The 26,920-nt window shown below is 72.4% G+C and carries 30 protein-coding genes; 11 read left to right on the forward strand and 19 right to left on the reverse strand.

Translation table 11 applies throughout. The annotated features are described in order from the left end of the window. Positions 1-22: 22 nt before the first annotated feature. Complete coding sequence (locus ACN27A_RS16840) at positions 23-580, forward strand: sugar O-acetyltransferase (RefSeq protein ID WP_357577797.1); 558 nt, start codon at positions 23-25, stop codon at positions 578-580. Positions 581-620: 40 nt separating this feature from the next. On the opposite strand, the gene ACN27A_RS16845 is transcribed toward ACN27A_RS16840, so the two are convergent. From ACN27A_RS16845 to fdxA, 5 genes are all read right to left on the reverse strand, one after another. Next, positions 621-1,268: a nucleoside/nucleotide kinase family protein gene (locus ACN27A_RS16845; protein WP_421454485.1), complete on the reverse strand. Its 648-nt coding sequence runs from the start codon at positions 1,266-1,268 to the stop codon at positions 621-623. Further along, positions 1,268-1,915 carry an SIMPL domain-containing protein gene (locus tag ACN27A_RS16850; RefSeq protein WP_421454488.1) on the reverse strand — a complete coding sequence of 216 codons (648 nt, stop codon included), beginning with the start codon at positions 1,913-1,915 and terminating at the stop codon, positions 1,268-1,270. Before ACN27A_RS16850 ends, ACN27A_RS16845 begins: the two co-directional genes overlap by 1 nt. Positions 1,916-2,018: 103 nt before the next feature. Then, entirely contained in the window at positions 2,019-3,044 is a 1,026-nt protein-coding gene (locus tag ACN27A_RS16855) for a prephenate dehydrogenase (RefSeq protein ID WP_421454491.1), read from the reverse strand. A 19-nt stretch (positions 3,045-3,063) separates the two neighbouring features. After that, positions 3,064-4,170 (reverse strand): succinyldiaminopimelate transaminase, encoded by a 1,107-nt coding sequence (gene dapC / locus ACN27A_RS16860; protein WP_421458504.1) that lies wholly within the window; start codon positions 4,168-4,170, stop codon positions 3,064-3,066. Next, the gene (gene fdxA / locus ACN27A_RS16865; RefSeq protein ID WP_091422126.1) at positions 4,167-4,493 is read right to left on the reverse strand and encodes a ferredoxin; all 327 of its coding nucleotides are present in this window, start codon (positions 4,491-4,493) and stop codon (positions 4,167-4,169) included. The genes dapC and fdxA overlap by 4 nt, the downstream gene beginning before the upstream one ends. Positions 4,494-4,572: 79 nt before the next feature. Between fdxA and ACN27A_RS16870 the strand changes: the two genes are divergently transcribed. Beyond that, positions 4,573-5,532 (forward strand): GNAT family N-acetyltransferase, encoded by a 960-nt coding sequence (locus ACN27A_RS16870; protein ID WP_421454494.1) that lies wholly within the window; start codon positions 4,573-4,575, stop codon positions 5,530-5,532. Between the two features lie 192 nt (positions 5,533-5,724). Here the strand turns inward: ACN27A_RS16870 and ACN27A_RS16875 are convergent, their stop codons facing one another. The 3 genes from ACN27A_RS16875 to mshB all read right to left on the reverse strand — a co-directional run bounded on the left by ACN27A_RS16875 (position 5,725) and on the right by mshB (position 7,652). Next, entirely contained in the window at positions 5,725-6,192 is a 468-nt protein-coding gene (locus ACN27A_RS16875) for a hypothetical protein (protein WP_421454497.1), read from the reverse strand. 78 nt (positions 6,193-6,270) lie between these two features. After that, positions 6,271-6,708, reverse strand: coding sequence for a hypothetical protein (locus tag ACN27A_RS16880; RefSeq protein ID WP_421458505.1), 438 nt, complete (start codon positions 6,706-6,708; stop codon positions 6,271-6,273). Between the two features lie 17 nt (positions 6,709-6,725). After that, positions 6,726-7,652, reverse strand: coding sequence for an N-acetyl-1-D-myo-inositol-2-amino-2-deoxy-alpha-D-glucopyranoside deacetylase (gene mshB, locus ACN27A_RS16885; RefSeq protein WP_421454500.1), 927 nt, complete (start codon positions 7,650-7,652; stop codon positions 6,726-6,728). Between the two features lie 87 nt (positions 7,653-7,739). On the opposite strand from mshB, the gene ACN27A_RS16890 reads away from it, so the two are divergent. Next, entirely contained in the window at positions 7,740-9,881 is a 2,142-nt protein-coding gene (locus tag ACN27A_RS16890) for a prolyl oligopeptidase family serine peptidase (protein WP_421454503.1), read from the forward strand. Positions 9,882-10,083: 202 nt separating this feature from the next. Here the strand turns inward: ACN27A_RS16890 and ACN27A_RS16895 are convergent, their stop codons facing one another. The 5 genes from ACN27A_RS16895 to ACN27A_RS16915 form a co-directional block, all read right to left on the reverse strand. Continuing rightward, on the reverse strand, positions 10,084-11,829 hold the full coding sequence (locus tag ACN27A_RS16895; RefSeq protein WP_421454506.1) for an ABC transporter substrate-binding protein: 1,746 nt from the start codon (positions 11,827-11,829) through the stop codon (positions 10,084-10,086). A gap of 109 nt (positions 11,830-11,938) precedes the next feature. Continuing rightward, entirely contained in the window at positions 11,939-12,925 is a 987-nt protein-coding gene (locus ACN27A_RS16900) for an ABC transporter permease (RefSeq protein ID WP_151455020.1), read from the reverse strand. Between the two features lie 12 nt (positions 12,926-12,937). Beyond that, positions 12,938-13,939, reverse strand: coding sequence for an ABC transporter permease (locus ACN27A_RS16905; protein WP_421454509.1), 1,002 nt, complete (start codon positions 13,937-13,939; stop codon positions 12,938-12,940). Further along, complete coding sequence (locus ACN27A_RS16910) at positions 13,936-15,024, reverse strand: ABC transporter ATP-binding protein (protein WP_421454513.1); 1,089 nt, start codon at positions 15,022-15,024, stop codon at positions 13,936-13,938. Before ACN27A_RS16910 ends, ACN27A_RS16905 begins: the two co-directional genes overlap by 4 nt. Before the next feature lie 55 nt (positions 15,025-15,079). Further along, on the reverse strand, positions 15,080-16,135 hold the full coding sequence (locus ACN27A_RS16915; protein ID WP_421458507.1) for an ABC transporter ATP-binding protein: 1,056 nt from the start codon (positions 16,133-16,135) through the stop codon (positions 15,080-15,082). 275 nt (positions 16,136-16,410) lie between these two features. On the opposite strand from ACN27A_RS16915, the gene ACN27A_RS16920 reads away from it, so the two are divergent. The 4 genes from ACN27A_RS16920 (at position 16,411) to ACN27A_RS16935 (ending at position 21,114) form a co-directional block, all read left to right on the forward strand. After that, a complete protein-coding gene (locus ACN27A_RS16920; RefSeq protein WP_421454515.1) occupies positions 16,411-16,959 on the forward strand; it encodes a Uma2 family endonuclease in 549 nt (182 codons plus the stop codon). 306 nt (positions 16,960-17,265) lie between these two features. Beyond that, positions 17,266-18,072, forward strand: a complete 807-nt coding sequence (locus tag ACN27A_RS16925) for a hypothetical protein (protein ID WP_421454518.1) — start codon at positions 17,266-17,268, stop codon at positions 18,070-18,072. Between the two features lie 12 nt (positions 18,073-18,084). After that, positions 18,085-20,013, forward strand: coding sequence for a fumarate reductase/succinate dehydrogenase flavoprotein subunit (locus tag ACN27A_RS16930; protein ID WP_421454520.1), 1,929 nt, complete (start codon positions 18,085-18,087; stop codon positions 20,011-20,013). Between the two features lie 3 nt (positions 20,014-20,016). After that, complete coding sequence (locus ACN27A_RS16935) at positions 20,017-21,114, forward strand: succinate dehydrogenase/fumarate reductase iron-sulfur subunit (RefSeq protein WP_151455027.1); 1,098 nt, start codon at positions 20,017-20,019, stop codon at positions 21,112-21,114. A gap of 77 nt (positions 21,115-21,191) precedes the next feature. On the opposite strand, the gene ACN27A_RS16940 is transcribed toward ACN27A_RS16935, so the two are convergent. Next, the gene (locus tag ACN27A_RS16940; protein ID WP_132231036.1) at positions 21,192-21,629 is read right to left on the reverse strand and encodes a (deoxy)nucleoside triphosphate pyrophosphohydrolase; all 438 of its coding nucleotides are present in this window, start codon (positions 21,627-21,629) and stop codon (positions 21,192-21,194) included. Positions 21,630-21,812: 183 nt separating this feature from the next. Between ACN27A_RS16940 and ACN27A_RS16945 the strand changes: the two genes are divergently transcribed. Next, positions 21,813-22,118 carry a 4a-hydroxytetrahydrobiopterin dehydratase gene (locus tag ACN27A_RS16945; RefSeq protein ID WP_421454523.1) on the forward strand — a complete coding sequence of 102 codons (306 nt, stop codon included), beginning with the start codon at positions 21,813-21,815 and terminating at the stop codon, positions 22,116-22,118. Between the two features lie 40 nt (positions 22,119-22,158). Here ACN27A_RS16945 and ACN27A_RS16950 read toward each other — a convergent pair whose 3' ends face one another. Both ACN27A_RS16950 and ACN27A_RS16955 read right to left on the reverse strand, forming a co-directional pair. Then, entirely contained in the window at positions 22,159-22,551 is a 393-nt protein-coding gene (locus ACN27A_RS16950; protein ID WP_421454526.1) for a VOC family protein, read from the reverse strand. Beyond that, on the reverse strand, positions 22,548-22,910 hold the full coding sequence (locus ACN27A_RS16955) for a DUF1801 domain-containing protein (RefSeq protein WP_421454529.1): 363 nt from the start codon (positions 22,908-22,910) through the stop codon (positions 22,548-22,550). Before ACN27A_RS16955 ends, ACN27A_RS16950 begins: the two co-directional genes overlap by 4 nt. An 86-nt stretch (positions 22,911-22,996) precedes the next feature. On the opposite strand from ACN27A_RS16955, the gene ACN27A_RS16960 reads away from it, so the two are divergent. Both ACN27A_RS16960 and ACN27A_RS16965 read left to right on the forward strand, forming a co-directional pair. Next, a complete protein-coding gene (locus ACN27A_RS16960) occupies positions 22,997-23,881 on the forward strand; it encodes a LysR family transcriptional regulator (RefSeq protein WP_421454531.1) in 885 nt (294 codons plus the stop codon). A 55-nt stretch (positions 23,882-23,936) separates the two neighbouring features. Next, complete coding sequence (locus ACN27A_RS16965) at positions 23,937-24,299, forward strand: PH domain-containing protein (protein ID WP_088998502.1); 363 nt, start codon at positions 23,937-23,939, stop codon at positions 24,297-24,299. Here ACN27A_RS16965 and ACN27A_RS16970 read toward each other — a convergent pair. From ACN27A_RS16970 to ACN27A_RS16980, 3 genes are all read right to left on the reverse strand, one after another. Then, positions 24,292-25,527, reverse strand: a complete 1,236-nt coding sequence (locus tag ACN27A_RS16970; protein WP_421454534.1) for an RNA polymerase sigma factor — start codon at positions 25,525-25,527, stop codon at positions 24,292-24,294. The two genes, ACN27A_RS16965 and ACN27A_RS16970, sit on opposite strands and share 8 nt — an antisense overlap. After that, on the reverse strand, positions 25,520-25,855 hold the full coding sequence (locus tag ACN27A_RS16975; protein ID WP_132231031.1) for a YciI family protein: 336 nt from the start codon (positions 25,853-25,855) through the stop codon (positions 25,520-25,522). Before ACN27A_RS16975 ends, ACN27A_RS16970 begins: the two co-directional genes overlap by 8 nt. Before the next feature lie 76 nt (positions 25,856-25,931). Further along, positions 25,932-26,195 (reverse strand): hypothetical protein, encoded by a 264-nt coding sequence (locus ACN27A_RS16980; RefSeq protein WP_421454537.1) that lies wholly within the window; start codon positions 26,193-26,195, stop codon positions 25,932-25,934. A 188-nt stretch (positions 26,196-26,383) separates the two neighbouring features. Between ACN27A_RS16980 and ACN27A_RS16985 the strand changes: the two genes are divergently transcribed. Next, a complete protein-coding gene (locus tag ACN27A_RS16985; RefSeq protein ID WP_421454540.1) occupies positions 26,384-26,794 on the forward strand; it encodes a GntR family transcriptional regulator in 411 nt (136 codons plus the stop codon). Positions 26,795-26,920 lie beyond the last annotated feature (126 nt).

A 26,920-nucleotide genomic window follows, 5' to 3' on the forward strand; every position in this document is an offset into this window, starting at 1 on the left:
GCCCCTCGGAGATGATCGGTCGATGACATCCATGAAGGAACGCATGCTCGCCGGCGAGCCGTACATCGCCGACGACCCGGAGATCGCCGCCGACCTGGACCGGGCCGCGCGGCTGATGGAAGCCTTCAACACCAGTCCGGCCGCCGACCCCGAGGCCCGGCTCGCGGCCCTGCGCGACCTGCTCGGCGAGCTGGGCGAGGGCGCCTACGTCCGGCCGCCGCTCTACGTCGACTACGGCTGGCAGGTCCGGATCGGGCCGCGCAGCTTCGTCAACTTCAACGCGGTCCTCCTCGACGTCGCCCCGATCACCATCGGCGCCGACGTCCAGATCGGACCGAACGTGCAGCTGCTCACCCCCACCCACCCCGTCGAACCCGGGCCCCGCCGCGACAAGTGGGAGGGGGCCAAGCCGATCACCATCGGCGACAACGTCTGGCTCGGCGGAGGGGCCATCGTGCTCGCCGGCGTCACCGTCGGGGAGAACACGGTCGTCGGCGCAGGCGCCGTGGTGACGAAGGACCTGCCGGCGAACGTGGTCGCCGTCGGCAACCCGGCCCGCGTCGTACGCCAGCTCGACTGACGGCGTGAGTCCGCCGGACAGCCTCCCGAGGGGCGACCCGTCAGAGCGGCGGCGGCTCGGCGAGCCGGACGACCAGGTCGGCGCGGTGGGCGGTGCCGGCCACCAGGGTGGCGTTGGCCTCGTCGCTGCCCGTCGCCCACGCCCGGGCCTGCTCCGCCGACCGCCCGTACGACTCGTGCCGGGCGGTCAGCCGGCGCAGCCGCAGCTCGGCGTCCAGGTCGAGGAACCACGCCTCGTGCAGCAGCGGCCGGATCTCGTCCCAGGGCGTCCCGGTCAGCAGCAGGTAGTTGCCCTCGGTGACCACCAGCCGCACCGACGGCGGCACCTCGATCGAGCCGGCCACCGGCTCCTCCAGGTCCCGGCGGAACGCCGGCGCGTAGACCGCCGTCGGCTCCAGCCGGCGCAGACGGCGCAGCAGCGAGACGTAGCCGTTGGCGTCGAAGGTGTCGACGGCGCCCTTGCGCTCCGCCCGGCCCAACCGGCGCAGCTCGGCCTGCGCGAGGTGGAAGCCGTCCATCGGCACCAGCCGGGCGGCAGGGCCGACCGCCTCGACGATCCGCTCCGCCAGCGTCGACTTGCCCGCGCCGGGCGCCCCGGCGATGCCGAGCAGCTGCCGCGGGCCGGCCCCGGCGAGGGCCCGCGCCCGCGCCACCAGCTCGTCGGTGCCGACGACCCGGGCGCCGGCCATCAGCCGAGTACCGGCTCGCTGATCGCGAACCGCGCCTGCACCGCGGCGTGCACGGTCTGCGGCTGCGGGTCGAGTTCCAGCTCCGGCGGGCCGCTCTCCGCGCCGTCGCCCATCGCGTACGCCATCCGGCTCATCATCGGCTGCTCCGCCGCGCCCGCGTCGGCCAGCTCGATCAGGGCGGTCACGCGGGCGCCGAGGGCCTCCGCGTACTCGCGGGCGCGCACCAGGGCGTCGGCGAGCGCGGCGTGCCGGGCCTCGCGGTGGGCCGGGCTGTCCGGCCGCAGCGACCACCACGGCCCGGCCACCTCGACCTGGTCCTGGTCGGCGAGGCGCAGCATCAGCTCGCCGAGCGCGGTGAAGTCGCTGACCGTCACGGTGGTGGTCACGCTGCCGCTGTACGCCACCACCCGCTCGCCGGAGCGCCGGGTCTCCGGCCTGACCTGGAGCTCGCCGGTCTCCCGCCGGTCGATGCCGAGGCCCTCGCCGTCGAGCAGCACCCGGACGGCGGCGGCCCGCTCGGCCAGCCGCGTCAGGGTGGCCTCGCGGTCCCGGTCGCGCGCCCTGGCCGTCACCGCGAACCGGGCGATCTCCGGAGCCACCTCCCGGTACGCCTCGCCGCGCACCGCCACCACCGGCCCGTCCACCATGCCCTCACCCTAACCGCGCGCCCGCCGGCCCGCCCGCCGTCCGACCGCACGTCGGACCGGGTGCGGGCGGCGGCCCGGCGCGCACGCCCCCGGCCGGTCCGGCTCAGGCCGAGTGGGCCGTCGCCGGGAGGTGGCCCGTGTAGGCGACCCGGTCGCCGTCGACCCGGCACTCGGTGAGGTGACCGCCGGCGGCCCCCAGCTCCAGCAGGAACTCCACCTCGGCGCGGTGGTCGCCGTCGGCGGGGAACTCCTGCCGGTGGGCGAGCAGGTCACGGTCGAACAGGACGGTACGCAGGTCCCGCGCCCCCTCGAAGTGACCGACCAGGGCGTCGATGTCCTGGTCGCGTAACGCGGCGGCGAGCCCGTCGAGGAACGCGGCGACCTGGCCGAGCTGCCGCACCACCTGCTCGCGGTTGTCGAAGAGCATGTCGGCCGTCCGCCGGGCCGGGGTGCCGGCGACCCGGGTGCCGTCCCGGAAGCTGCCCGCGGCGAGGCCCAGCACGGCGTCCCGGAGGTCCGACTGCGCCACCGCGCCGGCGAGGCTGCCGGCGAGCAGGTGCGGGATGTGCGAGGAGAGCGCCACCACCGAGTCGTGCACCGCCGGCGACATCGGCACCACCCGGGCGGCGAAGACGTCCACGATGAGGCCGGACAGCATCCGGAACGGCCCGATTCCCTCGGCCGCCGGGCAGAGCACCCACGCGGCCCCCTCGAACAGCGCCGGTACGGCGGCGGCGAGCCCGGAGCGTTCGGTGCCCGCCATCGGGTGGCCCGGCACGAACCGGTCGGTCAACCCGTTGGCCGAGGCGAAGGCGGCCACCGCGCCCTTCGTGCTGCCCACGTCGGTGAGGACGCAGCCGTCCCCGGCGTGCTTCGCGACGGTGAGCAGGGTCTCCGGCAGCCTCGGCAGGGGGCCGCAGAGGAACACGACGTCACGGTCGCGGACGGCCCCGCCCAGGTCGTCGGGGAAGGTGATCCCGCGTGCGCGCCCGTCCGCCCGGGTGGCCCGGTCCGGGTCCCAGCCGGCGACGTCCAGCCCCGCCTCGTGCAGCCGGAGCAGAACCGAGCCGCCGATGAGGCCGGTGCCCACCACGGCGACCCGGGGTCGCCCTCGCGAACTGTCCACCATCACGCGCCTCGGCGGTCGCTCAGGCGCGCAGCCGGCCGGCGACCGCCGCCACGTGCTCGTCGGACTCGGTCAGCGCCACCCGGACGTGCTGCCGGCCGCCCGGGCCGTAGAAGACGCCCGCCGCCGCGAGGATGCCCCGCCGGGCCAGCCAGTCGACCGTCTCCCAGCAGTCCTCGCCCCGGGTCAGCCAGAGGTAGAGCCCGGCCTCGGAGTGCTCGACGGTGAAGCCGGCGCCGGTGAACGCGGCGTGCAGGGTGTCCCGCCGGGCCCGGTAGCGCTCCCGTTGCTCGTCGGCGTGCCGCTCGTCGCGCAGCGCGGCCACCATCGCCGCCTGCACCGGCGCTGGCACGATCATCCCGGCGTGCTTGCGGACCTTGAGCAGCTCCGCCACCAGTGCCGGGTCGCCCGCCACGAATCCCGCCCGGTAGCCGGCCAGGTTGGACCGCTTGGAGAGCGAGTGCACGGCCAGCACCCCGTCGTACGAGCCGCCGCAGACCTCGGGCGAGAGCACCGAGACGGGCTCGGCGGCCCAGCCCAGCGGCAGGTAGCACTCGTCGCTGGCGACCACCGCGCCGCGCTCCCGGGCCCAGTCGACCACCTTGCGCAGGTGGGCCGCCGGCAGCACCCGGCCGGTCGGGTTGCCCGGCGAGTTGACCCAGACCAGGCGCACCCGGGAGGTGGGCCCGACGGCGGTCAGCGAGTCGGCGCGCACGACGGTGGCGCCGGCGAGCCGGGCCCCGTCCTCGTACGTCGGGTAGGCGATCGAGGGCACCACGACGACGTCGCCGGGACCGATCCCGAGCAGGGTCGGCAGCCAGGCGACGAGTTCCTTGGAGCCGATCGTCGGCAGCACGCCGAGGCCGTCGACGCCGGCGCCGCAGGCACGTGCCACCCAGGCCGCGATCGTCTCGCGCAGCACCGGCGTGCCAGCGGTCAGCGGATAGCCCGGCGCGTTGGACGCGTCGGCCAGCGCCCGCCGGATCACCTCGGGCACCGGATCGACCGGCGTACCCATGGAGAGGTTGATCAGACCCTCAGGGTGCGCCGCGGCCAGTGCGGCCGCGGCGTCCAGGGTGTCCCAGGTGAACTCCGGCAGCCGCGAGGAGACCGGCGCGGGCCGGTTCAGTGGCCCTCGCCGCGCGGCGGCTGCGCGGCGACGAAGGTCGCGTCCTTCTCCACCTTGCCGATCTTCGAAGCGCCGCCGGGCGAGCCCAGCTCCTCGAAGAACTCGTAGTTGGCGCCGGTGTAGTCCTTCCACTGCTCCGGGACGTCGTCCTCGTAGAAGATCGCCTCGACCGGGCAGACCGGCTCACAGGCCCCACAGTCGACGCACTCGTCGGGGTGGATGTAGAGCATCCGGTTGCCCTCGTAAATGCAGTCGACCGGGCATTCCTCGATGCAAGCCTTGTCGAGCACATCCACGCACGGTTCGGCGATGATGTAGGTCACCGGTCTTCTCCTCCGCAAGACACGCCGCGATCACCCGCGACGGTTAGAGCCTAGTATCTCGCCGGGGAGGGGGTCGATCGTGCTCCGACAGCAGGATGTGGGACACCGGATCGTGGTTCGCCGAATCGTGGGCATTCGCGAAGGTCGGCCGCTCTTCTCGGACGCCCTCGGCGAGCTGGTCGAGCTGAGCGAAACCCATCTCACACTCGCCACCGCGCAGGGCCGGCTCCAGGTCCCCGTGGCCGAGGTGCACCGGGCCAAGCGGGTACCGCCGGCCCGCCGCCCCACCGCGGCGGCCGTGGTCGAGCTGGAACTGGCCGCCGACGAGGCGTGGCCCGCCGCCGTGCGTGGACGGCTCGGCGACTGGCGGCTGCGCGCCGCCGACGGCTGGACCGGCCGGGCCAACTCGGCGCTGCCCGTGGGCGACCCGGACCGGCCCCTGCCCGCCGCGCTCGACGCGGTGGAGCGCTGGTACGCCGACCTCGGTCAACCGCCGATGGTCAACACCCCGCTGCCGCTCGCCGCCCCGGTGGGCGCGGAGCTGGACGCCCGGGGCTGGGTCGGCAGGCCGCCCGTGCTGGTGCAGACGGTGCCGCTGGCGGGGCTGCCGCCGGCCGCGCCGGAGCGCGCCGGAGCGCCGCCGGTCGAGCTGACCGCCGAGCCGTCGGACGACTGGCTCGCCGTCGCCGCCGGCCGTAAGGGCGGCCTGCCGGACGCCGCCCGGCACGTGCTCACCGCCGTGGACCAGGTCCGCTTCGCCCACGTGTACGCCGACGGCACCCTGCTCGCCATCGGCCGGGGCACGGTCACCGGGCAGGGCCGCTGGCTCGGGCTCAGCCTGATCGAGGTGCTGCCCGAGGCGAGGCGACAGGGCCTGGCGGGCCGGATCATCCGCGCGCTGACCGACTGGGGCGCCGCGGCCGGCGCCTCGCGCGCCTTCCTCCAGGTCGAGCAGCGCAACACCCCGGCAGTGACCCTCTACCGCGCCCTGGGCTTCACCACCCACCACACCTACCTGACCCGCACCCCACCTCCCTGACCCCCGCCCGCCCTCCCGCCCCTGCCCCCACGTCGCAGCGTCGCAGCGACGCAGCGTCGCAGCGTCGCAGCGTCGCAGCGTCGATCATGAGGTTATCGGCAGCGGAAAACGCTTACAGCGGCAATAAACTCATGATCGACGAGGTCTATGGGTGGGCCGGTTGGGGTGGGGGTGGGGGTCGGGGGCGTGGGGTCAGCGGCGGACTACTCGGCGGGGCTTGGTGGCCCTCAGTTCGGCGTAGCGCTTCAGGGACTGCGAGCGGTGGTCGAGGCCCAGCGCCGTGAGGAGCAGGTAGCCGAGCAGCACGCCCACGCCGGCCGCCGCGAGGTAGAGCCAGATCTGGGCGAAGAAGGTGCCCGCGCCCCCGCCGAACGGGTCGTCGCCGACCAGCAGCGGCCCGACCAGCACCGTCAGCAGCAGCGCGATCCCGACCGCGGCGGCCAGGTCCGCGCCCCAGGCCGAGACGGGGCGACGCCTGCCCCACACGAAGGCGACCGCGGCCAGGACCAGCCCGATCACCACGAACATCCCCAGCGACACCCGGTCGGCGGCGGCCGTGTCGTCGCCGTCGAAGCCGAACCGGGTGACCAGCCGGGCGACCACGTTGACCGCGAACAACGCGATCGCGAGAACCCCGATCGCGCGCCACCGCTCACTCATCGCACGCCTCCCGCCGTACCGCCCGCCGGAGCGGCGGGCCTCCTGGCAGGAATGTCTACCACCGGAACCTGTGCGCCGTCAGTCCCCCGACCGGACCGGTGGCGGTGCCAGGATCTGCCGGAAACCCATCACCGCGAAGGTCATCGCGCCGGCCACGATCATCGCCAGGCCGACCCAGTTGTCGCCCGTGACGAGCAGGTCCCCCTCCGCGGTGCGGACCGCCGCCACCGACATCAGGACGAACCAGGGCGTCGCGGGCAGCACCACGGCCCACCGGCGACCGACGGCCTCGTGCGCGAACCAGCTCAGCGCGATGTTCGCGGCGATCGCGACGAGCACCGAGACGCCGATCAGGTGCCCGCCGACCCGGACCGTGGCCAGCAGCAGCTCCAGCACCGCCGTGAGCGTCCCCGCGAGGACGGCGACCAGCCCGCCGGCCACCCGCAGGGCGAGGTCGAGCAGCCGCCGGGACGGCCCGGACGGTGGCGGGGCGGTCTCCTGCGGGGCGGTCGACATCGACGCGACGGGCAGGGTCACCGGTTACCGGCCGCCGAGACCGGGGACCGGTCCGGACCGTCGGCGAGGTCCAGCCCGGCGAAGAGGTCGTCCTCCCAGCCGTACGGGCCGCTGCCCGGGCCGCGCCCGCCCACCGCGAGGGTGTAGTACTCCACGCCCATGAACTCGCTGCCGAAGTTGCCGGCGATCGAGTAGAGCCAGGAGGCGTCGGGGATCTGGGTGGCGTGCGCGCGCATCGCCGCCTCCTTGGCGGCGTGCTGGTCCGTGGCGTCGATCCGGGCGGCGATCTGCGCGTCGGGGGTGCCGAAGGGCAGCTCCGAGATGTCCTGGATGCCGGCGAAGGGGTTGTCCGCCGCCTCGGCGAAGTGGGTCAGGCCGGCCTCCAGCACGCTGAGCGGCATCGCCGTCCAGTAGACCTTGGCCGGGGCGAAGCCCTCCGCGTCGGCCAGCTCGTACGCGCGCATCGCCACCCGGTGCGCCTGGATGTGGTCCGGGTGCCCGTAGAAGCCGTTGTCGTCGTACGTGACCATGACCTGCGGGCGTACCTCCCGCATGATCTCCACCAGGTGCCCGGCGGCCTCGTCGAGGTCGGCCTGCCAGAAGGCGCGGGGGTGCTCGTTGGTGGCGAGGCCCATCATGCCGGAGTCGCGGTAACGGCCGGCGCCGCCGAGGAAGCGGTGGTCGGTGACGCCGAGCGCGGCGCAGGCGGCGGTCAGCTCGGCGATCCGCCAGCCGCCGAGCTGGTCGGCCTCGGCCGCGGCGAGCTGGGCGAGCGCCGGCACGTGGATCTCGCCCTCCTCGCCGAGGGTGCAGGTCACCAGGGTGACGTGAGCGCCGGCGGCGGCGTAGTGCGCCATCGTCGAGCCGGTGCCGATGGACTCGTCGTCGGGGTGCGCGTGGACCAGCAGGAGGCGGCGGTCAGGCAGCGTCGTCACGCCGGTCACTCTATCCGGCGGTTCTCCTCCGCCGGCCCCGACGCGTCCGCGCAGGTCGGCCACATCACCCCCGGTCCCCGCTCTACGATCTGGACTGTGGACTTTCCGGAGCTGGCCGCCCGCACCCGCCGGTTCAGCCGCGGAGCGCCGCGGGCGGTCACCGTGGCCGACGACGGCTCCCGGGTGGTCTTCCTGCGCTCGGCCGGCCCGGAGGACCCGGCCGACGCGCTCTGGCAGCTCGACGTGGCGACCGGCGAGGAGCGGCTCGTCGCCGACCCGGCGGCGCTGCTCGGGGCCGACGCCGACGCCGGCGCGCTGAGCCCGGGCGAGCGCGCCCTGCGCGAGCGGCTGCGGCTGAGCGCCTCCGGCATCGGCTCCTACACGCTTGACGGCGCCGGCCGGGTGGCGGTCTTCGCGCTGGCCGGGCGGCTGTTCCGGGCCGACCTGGTGCACGGCGACGTGGTCGAGGTGGCCACCGTCGGCCCGGTGCTCGACCCCCGGCCCGATCCCACGGGGCAGCGCCTGGCATACGTCACCGACGCCGCCGAGGGGGTCCGGCGGGGGCAGCTGCGGGTGGTCGAGCACGACGGCACGGACACCCTGCTGGCCGGCGAGGACTCCGGGGTGACCTGGGGGCTGGCCGAGCACATCGCGGCCGAGGAGTTCCACCGCTACCGCGGCTACTGGTGGGCGCCGGACGGTCGTGCGGTGCTGGCCGCCCGGGTGGACGAGTCCCGCGTGGAGCGCTGGCACCTGCACGACCCGGCCGACCCGGCGAGCCCGCCGACCACCGTCGCGTACCCCCGGGCGGGCACCGCGAACGCCGAGGTCAGCCTGCACCTGCTGGATCTCGACGACGGCTGGGTCGACGTGCACTGGGACCGGGAGACCTACCCGTACCTGACGGCCGTGCACTGGGCCGACGGGGGCCCGCTGATCACCGTGCTGCGCCGCTCCCAGCAGCACGGCCTGGTGCTCGCCGTGGACCCGCGCACCGGCGAGACCCAGGTGCACGCCGAGCTGGCCGACCCGCGCTGGGTGGAGCCGGTCCCGGGCACCCCGGCGCACCTGCCGGACGGCCGGGTGCTCGTCGGCGGCGAGCTCGCCCACGACGGGTACGACGCCCGCTGCCTCTTCGCCGACGGCACCCTGCTCACCCCGCCCTCGCTCTACGTGCGGCGGGTGGTGGGGCGGTTGCCCGGCGGCAGCGGCCCGGCCGACCTGCTGGTGGAGGCGAGCGACGGCGAGCCGAGCGAACGGCACCTGTTCCGGGTGCGTACCACCATCGGCGGCGGCGTGGACGCCCGCCGCATCACCACCGACCCGGGCTGGCACACCGCCGCCGTGGGCGGGGACGTGCTGGTGGTGGGGAGCGCCTCGCTCGACCACGCGGGCGTCCAATGGACGGTGCGCCGGGGCGAGCAGGAGGTGGCCGTGCTGCGCTCGCTCGCCGCCACCCCGCCGTACGCGCCGCTGCCGCTGCTGGAGCGGGTCACCGACCGGCGGCTGCCGACGGCCGTGCTCTACCCGGACAACTACGTCACCGGCCGGCGGCTGCCGGTGCTGCTGGACGTCTACGGCGGGCCGGGGCACCAGGAGGTGCTCGCGGCCCGCGCGGCGTGGCTGGAGCGGCAGTGGTGGGCCGACGCCGGCTTCGCGGTCGTCACCATCGACAACCGGGGTACGCCGGGGGTGGCCCCCTCCTTCGAGAAGGCGATCCACCGGCGGATGGCCGACGTCGTCCTGCTCGACCAGGTGGACGCCCTCACCGCGTTGGCCGGCAAGCACCCCGACCTGGACCTGGAGCGGGTGGCGGTGCGGGGCTGGTCGTTCGGCGGCTGGCTGGCCGGGCTGGCGGTGCTGCGGCACCCGGAGCTGTTCCGGTGCGGCATCGTGGGGGCGCCGGTCACCGACTGGACGCTGTACGACACGGCCTACACGGAGCGCTACCTGGGCCTGCCGGACGACGGCACGGACATCTACGCGCACCACTCGCTGGTGGAGCTGGCCGGCGAGCCCGTGCCGGCCGGGGAGGCGGCCCGGCCGCTGCTGCTGGTGCACGGCCTGGTCGACGACAACGTGGTGGCCGCGCACACGCTGCGGCTGTCGGCGGCGCTGCTGGCGACCGGCCGGCCGCACTCCGTGCTGCCGCTGACCGGGGCCACCCACATGGCCGCCGGCGGCATCGCCGAACGCCTGCTCAGGCTGGAACTCGACTTCGTCCGCCGCCACCTCTAGCCGCGCCCCGGCGCGGCCGTCCCCGCCGCCGCGGGCCGCCCGGGTGGCGGGCCCGCCGAGCAGTCGCGGGTCGGCCGGGCGGTGGCGCCGCCGAGCGGTCGCGGGCAACCCACCGACACGGCGACCCCCGGCCGACGTCGTTGTCGACCGGGGGTCGGTCCGTGCGTGTCACCGCTGGGGTGTCAGCGCGTCACGGGTGTCGTCACTGCTTGACGTACGCGTCCACGAAGCTCGGCCAGCCGAAGATGCTGCCGATGAAGATGCCGCCGGCCTTCTCGCCGTGGGCGATGGAGACCACCTCGACGTAGAGCGGCACCGCCGGTGCCGTCTCCTTCATCAGCCGCTCGTCGATCTTGCTCCACTCGTCGGCCTGCTTGGCCGGGTCGAGCGCGAGGATCCGGTCGAACTCCGCGTTGAGCGCCTCGTTGTTGAGCTGCGAGGTGTTGCTGTTGCCCTCGGCCTTGATGCCACGACCGTCGAAGAGCACCGGCAGGATCGACGCGCCGCTGGGCCAGTCGGCCGCCCACGAGTCGACCCAGAGGTCGTACGGGTTGTCCTTCTTCTTCACCGTGTCGAGGAAGCCGTCCTCGGGGATCGTCTTGATCGTGACGGTGAAGCCGGCCTTCTCCAGCGCGTTCTTGATCTGGGTGGCCCGCTCCTGGGAGCTGGTCACGTCGGAGGTGAGCAGCACCAGGTTCTGCGTCTTGCCGGCGAGCAGCTCCTTGGCCTTCTCCGCGTTGCCGCTCTCGCCGGCCGGGTACGCGTCGAACTGCTTGTAGCCGAGCGTGGTCGGCGGCAGCAGCGTGGTCATCGGCACGGCGCCGTAGGGGCCGCCGAGGTTCTTGGTGATGCTGGTGCGGTCGATCGCGTGGTTGATCGCCTGCCGCACCGACAGGTCGGTGACCCGGGCGGTGTTGATGCTCAGCCGGAACGCGTTCGGCGTCGCCGCGACGATCATCCGCTCCTTGAGCTTGGGGTCGCCGGTGACCTTGGCGATCAGCTCCGACGGGACGCCGCCGGTGGCGACCGCCGCGGCGTCGTTGCCGGTGCCGGCGAGCACCCGGTTGGTCTGGGCGGCCTGGTCCGCGCCCAGCGACCAGACGAACTTGTCCGGGTACTGGTGGCGCACGGCGTCGGTGGCCGGGTCCCAGTGCTCGTTGCGCTCGAGCACGATCTCGACGCCCGGGGTGTGCTTGGTGAACTTGTACGGGCCCGACGAGAACGGCTGGTTGTCCAGGTTGACGCCGGTGTCCTTGTCGGCCGGCAGCGGCGCGGTGGCCGGCAGCGAGACGGCGAACGGCAGGTCACAGCGCGGCTTGTTGAACTCGAAGCGCAGGGTCTTCCCGTCCGGCGTGGTCAGCCCGGGCGGCAGCGAGGTCTTGTTGGCCTTGAAGTCCCACTTGGTGTCGTACTGCGGGCTGTCGACCAGCCACTCCTGCAGGTAGGTCGGGCCACCGGTGAGGTCCGGGTCGAAGGACCGGGCGATGCCGTACGCGATCTCCTTGCTGGTGATCGGCCGGCCGTCCTCGAACTTCACCCCCTGCTTGATCTTGAACTCCCAGACCTTGCAGTCGTTGTTGACGTTGGTGCCGGGGGTCTCGGCCAGGTCGCCGACCAGGGTGACGTTGCCCTTGCCGTCGTCCTTGAAGGTGGTGAGGAAGCGGGCGTAGAGCTGGCTCCCCATCAGGCCGGCGAACGAGTAGATCCGCTGGGGGTCCATGTGGGAGATCTTGTTCTCCCGCAGGATGTAGAACGTGCCGCCCTTGGCCGCGCCGGGCACCTCGGGCGCGGGGCCGAGAGAGTCCTTGGGGTCGGTCGCGATGGCGCCGGTGCGCGGCTTGGTGGTGTCCACCCCGCCGGTGTCGTCACCGGTGTTCTCGCTGCACGCACCGAGGGAAACCATCAGTGCGATCGCACCGCCCAGGGCGGTGACGCGTCTTGCTCGCATACTCACTCCTCCGGATCGCCGATGAAGGAAAGCTTCGCCTAGCCTTCAATGACGGTAAATTTCGAGCAGATAACGGGGCTACAACGATCGGCACCCGGCACGCCTCGGGTCAGCCGAGGCGCACCCTGGGGTCGATGAACGCGTATAGCAGGTCGACGAGCATGTTGGCGACGACCACGAACAGCGCGGCGATCAGCACCGTCCCCATGATGGTCGGCAGGTCCCCCTGGCTGACCGCCTCCACCGCCGTACGTCCCAGCCCCTGGATGCCGAAGGTGGTCTCGGTGATCACCGTGCCGCCGAGCGCCGTGCCCACGTCGAGACCGGCGATGGTGACGATCGGCGTGATCGCCGCCCGCAGCGCGTGCTTGCCGTACACCTGCCGCTTCGGCATGCCCTTGGCCCGGGCGGTACGCACGTAGTCCTCGGAGAGCGTCTCCAGCATCTGGGCCCGGGACAGCCGGGCGTAGATCGCGGAGAAGAGCAGCGCCAGGGTGACCCAGGCCAGCACCAGCCCCCGCGCCCACTCCACGGGATTCTCGAACAGCGACGTGTACCGCGGCGTGGGCAGGATCCGCAGGGTGTAGACGAAGATCAGCAACAGGACCGCGCCGACGAAGTAGAGCTGGAGCGAGGCGAAGGTCAGGGTGAGGCCGATCGAGATCCGGTCCAGCAGCGAGCCGCGCCGCAGGGCCGAGACCATGCCGAGCCCGACCCCGATGGCGAGCCACAGCACCGCCGCGGGCAGGACGATGCTCAACGTCACCGGCAGCACCCGGGCGAAGGTGTCGGTGACCGCCTCGCTGTTCACGTACGAGTAGCCGAGGCAGGGCGCCGCGCACTCGCCGCCCTGCGCGCTGCCCAGGTCGCGGCCGACGAAGATGCCCTTCATGTAGTCGGCGTACTGCTGCACCTTCGGCTCGTTGAGCCCCAGCTCCGTCCGCACCCGCTCCAGACGCTCGGCGTTGCAGTTCTTCGGGCACATGCCGGTCACCGGGTCGGCGGGCAGCGCGAAGAACAGCAGGAAGCTGACCACACTCACCGCGAACAGCACCGAGATCGCCAGCAGCACCCGCTTCACCAGGAAGCGCACCATGCGCAGTACCCCTTACCGTGACGACTTCGGGTCGAGCGCGTCACGCAACGCGTCGCCGAAGAGGTTGAACGCCAACACGAGCGCGAAGATCGTGATGCCGGGGAAGAAGACGTAGGCCGGGTCGGTCTGCAGGTAGTCGATGCTCCGGTAGATCATCCGGCCGAAGCTGGGCACCGACTCGGGCAGCCCGACGCCGAGGAAGGACAGCGCCGCCTCGCTGGTCACGTACGACGGCACCAGCAGCGAGAACGACACCAGGATCGGGGCCCAGATGTTCGGCAGCAGCTGCCGGAAGAGCATGTGCCCCAGCCCCGCGCCGCTGGCCTTGGCCGCCTCCACGAACTCGCGTTCGCGCAGCGACACCACCTGACCGCGAACCAGCCGCGCGGTGCTGGTCCAGCCGAACGCGGTGAAGACCACGATCAGCGTGGTGACCGCGAACCAGGTCGGCACCTCGTCGCGCGGGCCGTAGAAGCGCAGTGAGAACGTCGGCACCACGGCCAGCGCGAAGATCAGGAACGGCATCGCCAGCGCCACGTCGGTGATCCAGCTGATCACCGCGTCCACCACCCCGCCGAGGTAGCCGGCGAGGATCCCGAGGACCACGCCGATCGTCGTGGTGATCAGGGCCGCGCCGAGCGCGATCAGCAGCGAGGTGCGGATGCCGTAGATCATCCGCATGAAGATGTCCCGGCCCAGGCCGGGCTCCAGGCCGAACCAGTGGTCGCCGCTGATCCCGCCGACGTATCCCAGCGGCATCCCGGTGCTGTCCAGCAGCTCGCCGAACTGCTCGTTCGGGGTCACCCCGTAGAGCCGCTGGACCAGGGGCGCGCCCACCGCCAGCAGCACGAAGAAGACCAGCACCACGCCGCTCACCAGGGCGGTACGGTCGCTGCGCAGCCGGCTACGGACGAGCTGACCCGGCGAGCGGCCGACCAGCGTCTTCTGCTCGCCGGCGTCGCCGCCGGATTCGATCTCGGCCAGCGCCGTGCCCTCGACCGGGGACAAGCTCACTTCGCCACCTCCTCGGCGGTCGTGCCGACCCCGGCCGTCCCGGGGTCCGCCGGCCGCGCGTCGTCACCGACCGGTCCCGTGGTGGCGCCGACCGGTCCCGTCTCCGGGAAGTGGCAGGCGGTGGCCTGGTCGCCGCCGTCGCGCGGCACCAGCGCCGGCTCCTCGGTGGCGCACCGCTCCTGCGCCTTCCAGCACCGGGTGCGGAAGCGGCAACCCGACGGCGGGTCCAGCGGCGTCGGGACGTCCCCGGAGAGCCGGATCCGGCCCGCCGCGCCGAGCTGGGTGACGTCGGGGATGGCCGAGAGCAGGGCCCGGGTGTACGGGTGCTGCGGCCGTTCGTAGATGTCGTCCCGGTCGCCGATCTCGACGACCTTGCCGAGGTACATGACGGCGACCCGCTGGCAGAAGTGCCGCACCACGGCCAGGTCGTGGGCGATGAAGACGAACGCCAGACCGAGGTCGCGTTGCAGGTCGCGCAGCAGGTTGACCACCTGCGCCTGGATCGACACGTCCAGGGCGGAGACCGGCTCGTCGGCGACGATCAGCTTGGGTTGCAGGGCGAGCGCGCGGGCGATGCCGATGCGCTGCCGCTGTCCGCCGGAGAACTCGTGCGGGTAGCGGTTGTAGTGCTCCGGGTTCAGCCCGACCAGCTCCAGCAGCTCCTGGACCCGCTTCTTGACCCCGCCCGGCGGGGTGATCCCGTTGACCTGCAACGGCATCGCCACGATCCGGCCCACCGTGTGCCGGGGGTTCAGCGACGCGTACGGGTCCTGGAAGATGATCTGGAGATCCTGCCGCAGCGCCCGCAGCTCGCGGCGGCCCGCGTGGGTGATGTCCCGCCCGGCGAACTCGATGCTGCCCGCCGAGGGCTCCAGCAGACCCACCAGCATCCGCCCGGTGGTCGTCTTGCCGCAGCCGGACTCGCCCACCAGGCCGAGCGTCTCGCCCGGGCGCACGTCGAAGTCCAGCCCGTCCACGGCCCGGACCAGGCCGGTGCGCCGCAGCCCGTTGCGCACCGGGAAGTGCTTGGCCAGCCCGCGCACCCGCAGCAGCGGCTCCACCGGCTCCTTGATCTCCACATTCACCGGAGCCAACCTCCGTTCGCGACTGCGGGACTCCGCTGCGCTGCGTTCCTCGCGCTCACCGGGCCACTCCCACCTGGGCGATGTCCTCCGCGTACAGCCGGGTCCGGTCGTCGGCGGAGAGGTGGCAGGCCACCAGGTGGCCGGGCGCGCCCGCCGGGCGCAGCTGGGGGACCTCGGTGCGGGACCGGTCGCCGTTGCGGTCGGCGTAGCGGCAGCGCGGGTGGAAGGCGCAGCCGGACGGCAGGTTGATCAGGCTCGGCGGGTTGCCCTTGATCGGCACCAGGTCCGCGTCCGCGTCGCCGTGCAGCGAGGGCACGCTGGAGAGCAGACCCCAGGTGTACGGGTGCTGCGGCCGGCGGAGCACCTGCTCGACGCTGCCGTGCTCGACGGCCCGCCCGCCGTACATGACCAGCACCTCGTCCGCGACCTGGCTGACCACGCCCAGATCGTGGGTGATCAGGATGATCGCGGAGTTGAACTCGGCCTGGAGGTCGGCCAGCAGGTCGAGGATCTGCGCCTGCACCGTCACGTCCAGGGCGGTGGTCGGCTCGTCGGCGATCAGCAGGTCCGGGTCGTTGACCAGAGCCATGGCGATCATCGCCCGCTGCCGCATGCCGCCGGAGAACTCGTGCGGGTACTGGTCGAAGCGGCGGGCCGGCTGCGGGATGCCGACCCGGCCCAGCATGTCCACCGCGCGCTGGCGGGCCTCGCGCTTGCCGGCCTTCGGGTGGTGCACCCGGTACGCCTCGGCGATCTGCCGGCCCACCGTGTAGTACGGGTGCAGTGCGGACAGCGGATCCTGGAAGATCATCGCCATGTCCCGGCCGCGCAGCCGGCGTACCTCCTCGTCCGGCAGACCGACGAGCTGGCGGCCGCCGACGGAGATCTCCCCGGTGATGCTGGTCCGCTTGGCGCTGTGCAGCCCGAGGACGGCCAGCGAGGTGACGCTCTTGCCCGAGCCGGACTCACCGACGATGCCGAGGGTGCGTCCCCGGGCCACCTCGAACGACACCCCGTCGACGGCGCGCACCACGCCGTCCTCGGTGTCGAACCGGACCCGCAGGTCGCTCACCCGCAGGTAGGGGTCCTGGCCGGAGCGCTGCTCCGGCACGTTGGGGCGGTCCGGTTTCCCGGACGGCGCCGACTCCGGCCTGTCCACGACCGCCTCCCTCAGCGACGAAGAGAACTTACAGGAAAGCACTGAGGGTGAAAATAAGCTACATAACCGGAGCTGTCAGCGGGCCACAGCGTAACGACTCTGCAACGGGCGTGAACAGCCCTCACCTCGGCATTCACCGGCGTTGACCTCACGCCCCCGGACAGCGGGTGCGACGATGGGCGCGGCAGTCCCGCAAGGATGTCCCCCGGCACGAGGTGGAGGTGACGATGACCGCGGCGGTGTTCGACCACGACGGCCCGTGGAGTGAAGAGGAGTACCTCGCCCTCGGCGAGACGCAGCAGCGCGTCGAACTCTTCGACGGGAGCCTTCACGTGACCCCAGCCCCCACGCCCCGCCACCAGAACATCTCCGGTGAGCTGCGGGCCGCCTTGCGAGGACCGACGCGGGAAGCCGGCCTCCGCGTCCTGGAAGCGGTGAACGTCCGGCTCCGGCCGGGGCGCATCCCCATCCCGGACCTCGTCGTCACGGGCCCGATCGACCTCGACGACCCCTGGATCGAGGCGGCCGACGTGAAGCTGGTCTGCGAGATCATCTCGCCGGGCAACGCGGCCACCGACAAGGTGCTCAAGATGCACTACTACGCGGCCGCCGGCATCGAGTGGTATCTCCTGGTGGAGCAGGAGACGCTGACCGTGCACGTCTACCGGCGGCAGGGCGCCCACTACGTCGAGCGGTCGGTGACCAAGGCCGGCGAGACGCTGGAGCTGACCGAGCCGGTCCGGGCCACGATCCGGCCGGCGGAGCTGCTCGCCTGACGGGCCACCGCCGCGGGACGCTTTTCGGGTGAGCCGCTCCGGTACGCCGGACAGGCGCCGGGTGAGGTTCTTAACATCCGGACATCGATCATCGTGCGGGGCTTTCCACCGGCCGGGACACACGGGACACTGCCTTGCGCGGACGGCTCGCGAAGATCGGCGTAACGTGTGTCACTTAGCTGCGCCGTATCGCCGGCGCGGTCGTTGGTGTGCGCATGACGTGGCAAGCGGGTGCGGGTCTGCCGGTCCGCGTTGCCGACCGGAACTTGATCCGCCCGTGAGGGTCCTGTCAGGGAGACGACTCTAATGACATCAACGGCAACGAGGCCGCGGGGAGCGCGGGCGCGCGCCGCCATCGCGGCGAAGACGTTGCGAACCGACCGCTGGTGGCTCGCCCCGCTGATCACCGTGATCGGGCTCAGCGCGTGGGTGGCGTACGCGACGGTCCGGGTCTTCATGCACGACTTCTATTGGGTCGAGGACTACCACTACCTGACCCCGTTCTACTCGCCCTGCGTGACCGAGCGGTGCGTGGAGGGCGCCTCCCACTTCGGACGGTTCCTGCCCGGCTGGTGGATCATCCCGGACGCGGCGCTGACGCTGCCGTTCCTGCTGCTGTTCCGGCTCACCTGCTACTACTACCGCAAGGCCTACTACCGGTCGTTCTGGCTGTCGCCGCCCGCCTGCGCGGTCCCCGACGGGCACAAGTCCTACAGCGGCGAGACCCGGTTCCCGCTGCTCGGCCAGAACCTGCACCGCTACTTCTTCTACGCCGCCGCGATCATCTCGCTGATCAACACCTGGGACGCGGTCCTGGCCTTCCACTCCCCCAAGGGCTTCGGGTTCGGGCTGGGCAACATCATCCTGCTCCTGAACGTGGTGATGCTGTGGGCGTACACGATCTCCTGCCACTCGTGCCGGCACATCATCGGCGGGCGGCTCAAGCACTTCTCCAAGCACCCGGTGCGCTACCGGGCCTGGACCTTCGTCTCGGCCCTGAACGTCCGGCACATGCAGCTCGCCTGGATCACGCTCGGCACGCTGGCCCTGACGGACTTCTACGTCATGGCGGTCGCGGCCGAGTGGTTCGACGACCTGCGGTTCATCAACTAGAGGGCCCCTGACATGACGAACACAACGCGAATCGAACGACACCACTACGACGTCGTCGTGATCGGGGCCGGTGGCGCCGGCCTGCGCGCGGCGATCGAGGCCCGCCTCGCCGGCAAGAAGACCGCCATCATCTCCAAGTCGCTCTTCGGCAAGGCACACACGGTGATGGCCGAGGGCGGCGCCGCCGCCGCGATGGGGAACGTGAACAGCCGGGACAACTGGCAGGTGCACTTCCGCGATACGATGCGCGGCGGCAAGTTCCTCAACAACTTCCGGATGGCCGAGCTGCACGCGAAGGAGTCGCCGCAGCGGATCTGGGAACTGGAGACGTACGGTGCGCTCTTCGACCGCACCAAGGACGGAAAGATCTCGCAGCGCAACTTCGGTGGCCACGAGTACCCCCGCCTGGCGCACGTCGGCGACCGGACCGGCCTGGAGCTGATCCGCACCCTCCAGCAGAAGATCGTGTCGCTCCAGCAGGAGGACAAGCGCGACCACGGCTCGTACGACGCCCGGATCAAGGTCTTCTCCGAGACCACGATCACCGAGCTGCTGCTCGACGGCGACCGGGTCGCCGGCGCGTTCGGCTACTACCGGGAGTCCGGCGAGTTCGTCCTCTTCGAGGCGCCCGCGGTGGTGCTCGCGACCGGCGGCGTCGGCCGCTCCTACAAGGTCACCTCGAACTCCTGGGAGTACACGGGTGACGGACACGCGCTCGCGCTGCGGGCCGGCGCGACGCTGATCAACATGGAGTTCCTCCAGTTCCACCCGACCGGCATGGTCTGGCCGCCCTCGGTGAAGGGCATCCTGGTCACCGAGTCGGTGCGCGGCGACGGCGGCGTGCTGAAGAACTCCGACGGCAAGCGGTTCATGTTCGACTACGTCCCCGACGTCTTCCGCAAGCAGTACGCGGAGACCGAGGAGGAGGCGGACCGCTGGTACACGGACCCGGACAACAACCGGCGCCCGCCGGAGCTGCTGCCGCGTGACGAGGTGGCCCGGGCGATCAACAGCGAGGTCAAGGCCGGGCGGGGCACGCCGGCGGGCGGCGTCTACCTGGACATCGCCTCCCGCAAGCCGGCGGAGGAGATCCGCCGCCGTCTGCCGTCGATGTACCACCAGTTCAAGGAGCTGGCCGACGTCGACATCACGAAGGAGCCGATGGAGGTCGGGCCCACCTGTCACTACGTGATGGGCGGCGTCGAGGTCGACCCGGACAGCGGGGCCGCGTTCGGCCACGTACGGGGGCTCTTCGCCGCGGGCGAGGTGTCCGGCGGCATGCACGGCTCCAACCGGCTCGGCGGCAACTCCCTGTCCGACCTGCTGGTCTTCGGCAAGCGCGCGGGCGGCCACGCCGCCACGTACGCCGACAGCCTCCCCGCGCGCCCGAAGGTGGGCGTCGCGGCCGTGGAGGCCGCGGTGGAGACAGCCCTGGCGCCGTTGCAGCGGGACACCGGCGAGAGCCCGTACGTCCTCCAGCAGGACCTCCAGGCGGTGATGGGCGACCTGGTCGGCATCATCCGGCGCGAGGGCGAGCTGGTCGACGCGCTGGGCAGGCTGGCGGAGCTGCGGGAGCGGGTGGCGAAGGTCAGCGCGAGCGGCGGCCGGCGCTACAACCCGGGCTGGCACCTGGCGCTCGACCTGCGCAACATGCTGGTGGTCTCGGAGTGCACCGCGAAGGCGGCGCTGGAGCGGCGGGAGTCGCGCGGCGGGCACACCCGGGAGGACCACCCGGCCATGGATCCGGCGTGGCGTCGGGTCAACCTGGTCTGCAGCCTCGAAGGCGACACGGTGCGCCTGGAGCGCAAGCCGCTGCCGAGGATGCGCCCGGAGCTGATCGGCCTCTTCGACCGGGCGGAGCTGGCCAAGTACCTCACGGACGAGGAACTCGCCGAGTTCGACGCCCAGGTCGCCGACGTCGAGACCGAGAAGGAGCGCTGACGCATGGGTAACCAGAACCCCCAGGGGCCCGGGAAGCCGGGCGCGAAGCGCCAGTTCCGCATCTGGCGCGGCGACGAGAACGGCGGCGACCTCCAGGACTACATGGTGGAGGTCAACGAGGGCGAGGTGGTCCTCGACGTCATCCACCGGCTCCAGGCGACCGACGCCCCCGACCTGGCCTGCCGCTGGAACTGCAAGGCCGGCAAGTGCGGCTCCTGCTCGATGGAGATCAACGGTAAGCCGCGGCTGAGCTGCATGACCCGGATGTCCACCTTCACGGAGGACGAGACGGTCACGGTCACCCCGCTGCGCACCTTCCCGGTGATCCGGGACCTGGTCACCGACGTCTCGTTCAACTACGAGAAGGCGCGGGAGACGCCGGCGTTCGCGCCGCCGGCCGACCTGGCGCCCGGCGAGTACCGGATGCAGCAGGTCGACGTGGAGCGCTCGCAGGAGTTCCGCAAGTGCATCGAGTGCTTCCTGTGCCAGAACGTCTGCCACGTGATCCGGGACCACGAGGAGAACAAGCAGGCATTCTCGGGGCCGCGCTACTTCATCCGGGCGGCCGAGCTGGACATGCACCCGCTGGACGCGAAGAGCGACCGCAAGGAGTACGCGCAGGCCGAGCAGGGCCTCGGATTCTGCAACATCACCAAGTGCTGCACCGAGGTCTGCCCCGAGCACATCAAGATCACCGACAACGGGATCATCCCCATGAAGGAACGGGTCGTCGACCGCAGGTACGATCCCCTCGTGTGGCTTGGTAGCAAGATCTTCCGGAGGGGTCAGGTGCCTCAGACCATCGTGACCAGCGAACACGCCAGCGGCGCGGTGCGCGGCAGCGCGGCCCACGGGGGCGTGCACTCGCACGCGGGCGGCTCCCACGACCCGCGGGCCGAGGTGCAGGCGCAGCGCGGCGTCAACTGGGACCGCGAGGTGCCGAGGCCGACCGCGCCCGCCGTCGACGACCACGGCCGGCTGCCGTTGACGGAGCTCACGTTCGACCGGGCGGCGGCGCCGTCGCCGTTCGGCGACGACGTGACCTTCCCGCTGCCGCCGGAGCACCTGAACTTCGCTCACCCGGAGCAGGACAAGCACTGACGTGCGCTGACGACGACGGGGGCCGCGGCTGATGCCGCCGGCCCCCGTCCTCTTTCGGCTCGGATGTCCGCTTCCGCTCAGGCGGCCAGGATGGGCCGGAGGGCCGCGACGATGGGTGCGTCGGCCGGGAGCCAGGTGACGCTGTCCAACTCGTCGGCGGAGAGCCAGCGCAGGGCCGAGTGTTCGAGGGCCTGCGGCTGGTCGTCGTGCAGCAGGCGGGCCGCGTACACCTTGAGCACCGAGCGACCGTGGGCCATCCGGACGTTGCGGCCCACCCGGTCGCCGATCTCCACGCGTACGGCCAGTTCCTCGGCGCACTCGCGGGCGAGCGCGGCGGTCTCGCTCTCGCCCGGCTCCACCTTGCCGCCGGGGAACTCCCACATGCCCGCCACCTCGGGCGGGGCGGAGCGGGCGCAGGCGAGCACCCGGCCGTCCCTGATGATCGCCGCCCCGACGATCACCCTGAGGTCCCGTCGCTCGGCCTGCCCGCCGCCATTCGCCCGTTCGGTCCGCACGGGCGTCCAGCGTGCCAGATCAATCGGCGGTTTGGGTAGCGTGGCCGACCGTCAGGGCAGGAGAACCCGGAAGTGTGGGCGTGGACACACCCAGCATGCGAGGACAGACTAGAAGGCACCGACAAGACACGGGACGGCGACGATTTGGCCACAAGCCGGCAACGGCGCCTGGGAGGTGCGGTGATGCGCGCGCTGTTCAGCACTCGATCCAAGCACGACTACCTCGACGACGCTCTCACCCTGCTCCCCGGCTGGATCCGCGAGGGTGAGCAGATCCGACGCACCCTCGTCATCGACGACTCGCAGCACGCCGCCCTCACCGAGCGGGTGAAGGTGGTCGCCGACGCGCTGCACCTGCGTCCGGAGATCAGCCGCCGGGCCGACCAGACCCGGATCCGGGTGGGGCACGGCAACGCGCCGCTGACCGAGGGGGAGGTCCTGCTGGCCGCCCGCATCGAGGACGCCTACCGCGCCGTCACCCAGCCCTGACCCCGGACCGCCCGGCCGGCACGCCCCCGGCGTCGGCCGCTCAGGCGGCGTCCTGGGGGTACCAGCGCAGCTCGACGGAGTTGCCGTCCGGATCCCGCACGTAGAGCGAGGTGGCGCTGCCCCGCGCGCCGAACCGGCCCACCGGCCCCTCGATGACGTCGAAGGCACCCGACGCGACGACCTCCGCCCAGTCCAGCGGCTCCACCACCAGACACAAGTGGTCGACGTTGGATTCACCCCGGTCCCGGTGCACGAGGTCGATGATGGTCCCCGCGTCGATGCGTACCGAGGGGAACGGGACCGCGCCGGCCCGCCACTGGTCGACCCGCACCGGGGCCAGGCCGAGCAGCCCGCAGTAGAAGTCCAGCGCGCGCTCCACGTCGGCCACGTTGAGCACCAGGTGGTCGAAGCCCGTGACCCGTACCGCGCTCACCTGACCTCCAGCGCGTAAGCCTGGCGCAGCCAGTCGGTGAACAGGGCGGGGTCGACGTCGGCGAGGGTGCGCAGCTTGACGGAGGCCATCTGCCGGGCGCCGGCGACCAGCCGCCCCGAGGGGTCGGTGACCTCGGCGCCGCGCCACAGCCCGAACGTGACGTACGTGCCGTACGCCTTCACGAGGCAGACGGGGCGCCGGCCCGGCCGGTCGCCGAGACCCCAGACCGGGTGTCCGTGCCACACCGCCCCGGTCGCGCCCGGCAGGGCCGACTCGATGACGGGGCGCAGCTTCTCGCCGATCTCCCACAGCGGGGCGTCGAGTTCGGCCAGGTAGTCGGTGACTGTCGTCGTTTCCATGCCCCTCACGATCCGCCGGCCGGCGACGCCGACCAAGACGCGATCGCACTACCATCGTTGAGCCGGATTCAACGATGGGGCGGGACGTGCTGGAACGACACGAGCTGGAGACCTTCCTGACCCTCGCCGAGGAGTTGCACTTCGGCCGGACGGCCGAGCGCCTGCGGGTGACCACCGGGCGGATCAGCCAGGTGGTCAGGAAGCTGGAACGCCGTGTCGGCGCCCCGCTCTTCACCCGTACCAGCCGGGTCGTCCAGCTCACCCCGATCGGGCGGCAACTCGCCGAGGACCTGGTGCCGCTGGTCGCCGGCATCGACGACGCCGTACGCCGGGCCGTCGACGCGGGACGGGGCGTGACCGGGCGGCTGCGGGTCGCCTTCCTCGGCGAGTGGACCGCCCCGACGCTGCTCAAGGCCGTCGCCCTGTTCTCGCAGCGCCACCCCGACTGCCAGGTCGAGGTGCGGGAGGTGCAGCTCTTCAACTCCCGGCAGAGCCTGCTCGACGGTTCCGTCGACGTCCTGATGGCCGCGTACCCCTTCGACGGGATGGCCTGCGGGCCGGCGCTGCTTCAGGAGCGGCGGTTGCTCGCGGTGAGCGCCGGGCACCCGTTGACCCGGGAGGCGTCGGTCTCCCTGGAGACGCTCGGCGACCACCCGGTGGTGCAGTACCCGGCCGTGACCTCGGCGGAGTTCAGGCGCGACCGCACCCCCGAGCAGACCCCGTCGGGGCGCCCGGTGCCGAAGGGGCCGGCGGGCAACACGTTCTCGGAGATGCTGACGCTTGTCGCGATGGGGCGGGGGGTGCTGCCGGTGGGCGAGCACACGCGCCGCTACTACCCGCGCCCCGACGTGGCGTACGTGCCGATCCGTGACGCGCCACCGATCCGGCGGGGCCTGGTCTGGCGGGAGAGCAACGGCACGGCCCGCGTCCACGAGTTCGTACGGGCCGCGACCGACGCGAACCCGACCTGACGGGGCCCACACCGGGGGTGATCTTTGGTTGGCGCGCGCGGCCTACCGTGGGGGCATGGCGAACGCGACGTACGACCGCAAGGAGCAGTTCCAGCAGATCCAGAGCGGCCTGCTCCACGGAGAACAGATCATCGCCGTCTACGACGCCGTCGGCACCGGTACCGGCTTCATCGGCCTGACCGACCGGCGCGTCATCATCCAGGACCGCTCCTTCGTCGGCAAGCGGTACGCCATCACCAGCATCCCGTACTCGAAGATCACCAGCGTCAGCGTGGTCAGCAACAAGTCGTGGGGCGGCTCGTTCTTCTCCACCGGGGCCATCGCGATCCACGTCGGCACGCACACCTACGAGGTGGAGTTCCGGGGCGCCGACAAGAGCCACCACGTGCACAACGTGATCCTGCACCACATCAGCTGAGCTGGTCGGCGCGGTCCAGCAGGGCGCGGCGCTCCGCCCCGCGGTGGGCGTCGGCGGCCCGTCGGAACAGCGCGGCGGCCCGCTCGCGGTCGCCCTGCCGGGCGGTCAGCTCGGCCTCGGCGGCGACGGCGAGCGGGTAGCCGTCCAGCGCCCCGCCGGCCCGGGCGGCGGCCAGCAGCGCCAGCCCCGCCGCCGGCCCGTACGCGTAACCGTGGGCGACGGCGCGGTTCAGCTCGACCACCGGCGACGGCTGCCACCCGGCGAGCCGGTCGTACGCCTCGGCGATCGCGACCCAGTCGGTGGCCTCGGCGGAAGCGGCGGTGGCGTGGCAGGCGGCGATCCGGGCCTGAAGGGCGTACGGGCCGTCCGCCGGGACCCGCGCGAGGATGCCGACGCCCTCGGCGATCGCGGCGTGGTCCCAGCGGGCGCGGTCCTGCCGGTCGAGGGTGAGCAGGTTGCCTTCGCGGTCGCGGCGGGCGTCGCGCCGGGAGTGCTGGAGGAGGAAGAGGGCCAGCAGGGCGGCCACCTCGGGCTGGGCCGGCATCAGCCGGTCGAGCAGCCGGGCCAGGCGGATCGCCTCGTCGGCGAAGGCGGGCTCGCCGTCGGCGTCGTAGCCCCGGGTGAAGAGCAGGTACAGCACGGCGAGGACGCCGGGGAGCCGCTCCGCGAGCATCGGGCCGGTCGGCACCCGGTACGGGATGCCGGCGGCGGTGATCTTCGCCTTGGCCCGGGTGAGCCGCCGGGTCATGGTCGACTCGGTGACCAGGAATGCCCGCGCGATGTCGGCGGTCGACACCCCGCAGACCGTACGCAGCGTCAGGGCGACCCGCGCCTGCGGCGCCAGGGCCGGGTGGCAGCAGGTGAAGACGAGCCGCAGCCGGTTGTCCACGATTTCCCCCTCCCCCGCCGTCCCCGGCTCGGGCTCCGCTGCGGTCAGCGTGAGGACGGCCAGCTCACGCAGCTTGCGCCGCTCGACCGAGGAGCGCCGGAGCACGTCGATCGCGCGGTTGCGGGCCACCGTCATCAGCCAGCCGCCCGGGTTGGCGGGCACGCCCTCCGCCGGCCACCGGGCCAGCGCGAGCGCCGACGCCTCCTGGGCGCAGTCCTCGGCCAGGGTCCAGTCGCCGGTGACCCGGATCAGCGTCGCGACGATCCGGGCGTACGACCCGGTGCTCGCGGTGGCGACGGCGTCGGCCACCGCGAGCCGGTCGGTGGGGCCGTCAGCCACCCAGGCTGACGATCGGGCGTAGTTCGAGCCGGCCCTCGCGGGCCATCGGGTGGGCGCGCGCCACCTCGATCGCCTCGTCCAGGTCGGCGCACTCCAGCAGGTCGAAGCCCACGATGACCTCCTTGGTCTCGGCGAACGGACCGTCGGAGACCAGCAACTCCCCGTTGCGGACGCGGACCGTGGTGGCCGCCGTCGTCTCCGCGAGCGCGTCGCCCGTCAGCCGCCGGCCCCGGGCGTCGTTCTCCGCCACCCACGCCTCGATGTCCGGCCAGTCGGCCCGGTCGGTGTCCGGCTCGCTGTCGGTGCAGACGAACATCAGGTATTTCATGTCGCTCCTCGATGTCGGGTACTCACCAGGGTGACGAACGGGCGACCCGGTTCCGGACGACGTGCGACCGGCGATCTCAGAATCTCGCGGGGCGGCGGGTGCACGGACCGTCGTGGTCGGCCCGCAGCAGGCAGCGCCGGCCCTCAGGCAGCAGCGTGTCACAGAAGACCCGGTGCCGCAGATGCTGCGCGTCCTCGGCGGAGACCGTGGTCTCGCCGGGGTCGGTCTGCGCGAGCACGCTCGCCCACCGCGCCACGACCCGCGCCAGGCGTACGGCGGAGAGCAGGTCCCTCGCGACGACCGGCAGGTGGATGACGAAACGCTCACGCGCGGCTCTCATCGACAACGACCTCCGATCGACGGGTAGGTGGACATACGGCGGCCTGCCTCTCTGCCGGAGGGAACCAGAGCGTTTCCGTCCGGGCACGGACGGTGACAGCGAGACTAGCGAAGCAACCATCGCCCATCAAGGGTATGTAGCCACATGGCCACAAGTTGTCATGGCGACGAGGGCACAAGGCTTGGGGCATGACCATCGATCCGCGTTCGCACACGCCGGTCTACGTCCAGTTGGCCGACCTGCTGCGTCACCAGATCGAGTCGGGACAGCTACCCACCGGCTCCATCCTGAGCAGCGAGGCCAGGCTCACCCAGGAGCACGGCATCGGGCGTGACGCCGTCCGCATGGCGATCGGCATCCTGCGGTCCGAAGGACTGGTCAGCACGAGCCGACGCGGCACCCGGGTGCGGGAGACCCCACGACGCGAACCCGTGGAACTCGCTCCCGGCGCGACGGTGGTCGCGCGGATGCCGACGGGCGAGGAGCGGCGGAGCATGCAACTCGACGAGGGCGTGCCGGTGCTGGAGGTCCGCCACCCGGAGGGCACCACGGAGGTGCTGGCCGGCGACCAGGTCGAACTGACCCGCCCCACCGCCTGACCACCCCACCGCCTCACCCGCCCCGCCGGCTGCCGGGACCGACGCCTGCCCACCCTCTCGACGCGCGCCGCGCGTCCCGCTACTCCACGAGTGGAACGCCATGGTTGTCACCGCACCTGTTTGACA

Source organism: Micromonospora sp. WMMD737 (assembly GCF_049179055.1).
GTDB classification, from domain to species: Bacteria; Actinomycetota; Actinomycetes; order Mycobacteriales; family Micromonosporaceae; genus Micromonospora; species Micromonospora reichwaldensis.

Excerpts from the sequence above, each read along its gene's own strand:
- ACN27A_RS16895 (WP_421454506.1), bottom strand. The coding sequence starts at position 11,829 with ATGCGAGCAAGACGCGTCACCGCCCTGGGCGGTGCGATCGCACTGATG.
- ACN27A_RS16930 (WP_421454520.1), top strand. The coding sequence starts at position 18,085 with ATGACGAACACAACGCGAATCGAACGACACCACTACGACGTCGTCGTG.
- ACN27A_RS16945 (WP_421454523.1), top strand. The coding sequence starts at position 21,813 with ATGCGCGCGCTGTTCAGCACTCGATCCAAGCACGACTACCTCGACGAC.
- ACN27A_RS16955 (WP_421454529.1), bottom strand. The coding sequence starts at position 22,910 with ATGGAAACGACGACAGTCACCGACTACCTGGCCGAACTCGACGCCCCG.
- ACN27A_RS16875 (WP_421454497.1), bottom strand. The coding sequence starts at position 6,192 with ATGAGTGAGCGGTGGCGCGCGATCGGGGTTCTCGCGATCGCGTTGTTC.
- ACN27A_RS16900 (WP_151455020.1), bottom strand. The coding sequence starts at position 12,925 with ATGGTGCGCTTCCTGGTGAAGCGGGTGCTGCTGGCGATCTCGGTGCTG.
- ACN27A_RS16850 (WP_421454488.1), bottom strand. The coding sequence starts at position 1,915 with ATGGTGGACGGGCCGGTGGTGGCGGTGCGCGGCGAGGCGTACCGGGAG.
- ACN27A_RS16855 (WP_421454491.1), bottom strand. The coding sequence starts at position 3,044 with ATGGTGGACAGTTCGCGAGGGCGACCCCGGGTCGCCGTGGTGGGCACC.
- ACN27A_RS16985 (WP_421454540.1), top strand. The coding sequence starts at position 26,384 with ATGACCATCGATCCGCGTTCGCACACGCCGGTCTACGTCCAGTTGGCC.
- ACN27A_RS16880 (WP_421458505.1), bottom strand. The coding sequence starts at position 6,708 with ATGTCGACCGCCCCGCAGGAGACCGCCCCGCCACCGTCCGGGCCGTCC.
- ACN27A_RS16935 (WP_151455027.1), top strand. The coding sequence starts at position 20,017 with ATGGGTAACCAGAACCCCCAGGGGCCCGGGAAGCCGGGCGCGAAGCGC.
- ACN27A_RS16980 (WP_421454537.1), bottom strand. The coding sequence starts at position 26,195 with ATGAGAGCCGCGCGTGAGCGTTTCGTCATCCACCTGCCGGTCGTCGCG.
- ACN27A_RS16845 (WP_421454485.1), bottom strand. The coding sequence starts at position 1,268 with ATGGCCGGCGCCCGGGTCGTCGGCACCGACGAGCTGGTGGCGCGGGCG.
- ACN27A_RS16840 (WP_357577797.1), top strand. The coding sequence starts at position 23 with ATGACATCCATGAAGGAACGCATGCTCGCCGGCGAGCCGTACATCGCC.
- ACN27A_RS16965 (WP_088998502.1), top strand. The coding sequence starts at position 23,937 with ATGGCGAACGCGACGTACGACCGCAAGGAGCAGTTCCAGCAGATCCAG.
- ACN27A_RS16975 (WP_132231031.1), bottom strand. The coding sequence starts at position 25,855 with ATGAAATACCTGATGTTCGTCTGCACCGACAGCGAGCCGGACACCGAC.
- ACN27A_RS16920 (WP_421454515.1), top strand. The coding sequence starts at position 16,411 with ATGACCGCGGCGGTGTTCGACCACGACGGCCCGTGGAGTGAAGAGGAG.
- ACN27A_RS16925 (WP_421454518.1), top strand. The coding sequence starts at position 17,266 with ATGACATCAACGGCAACGAGGCCGCGGGGAGCGCGGGCGCGCGCCGCC.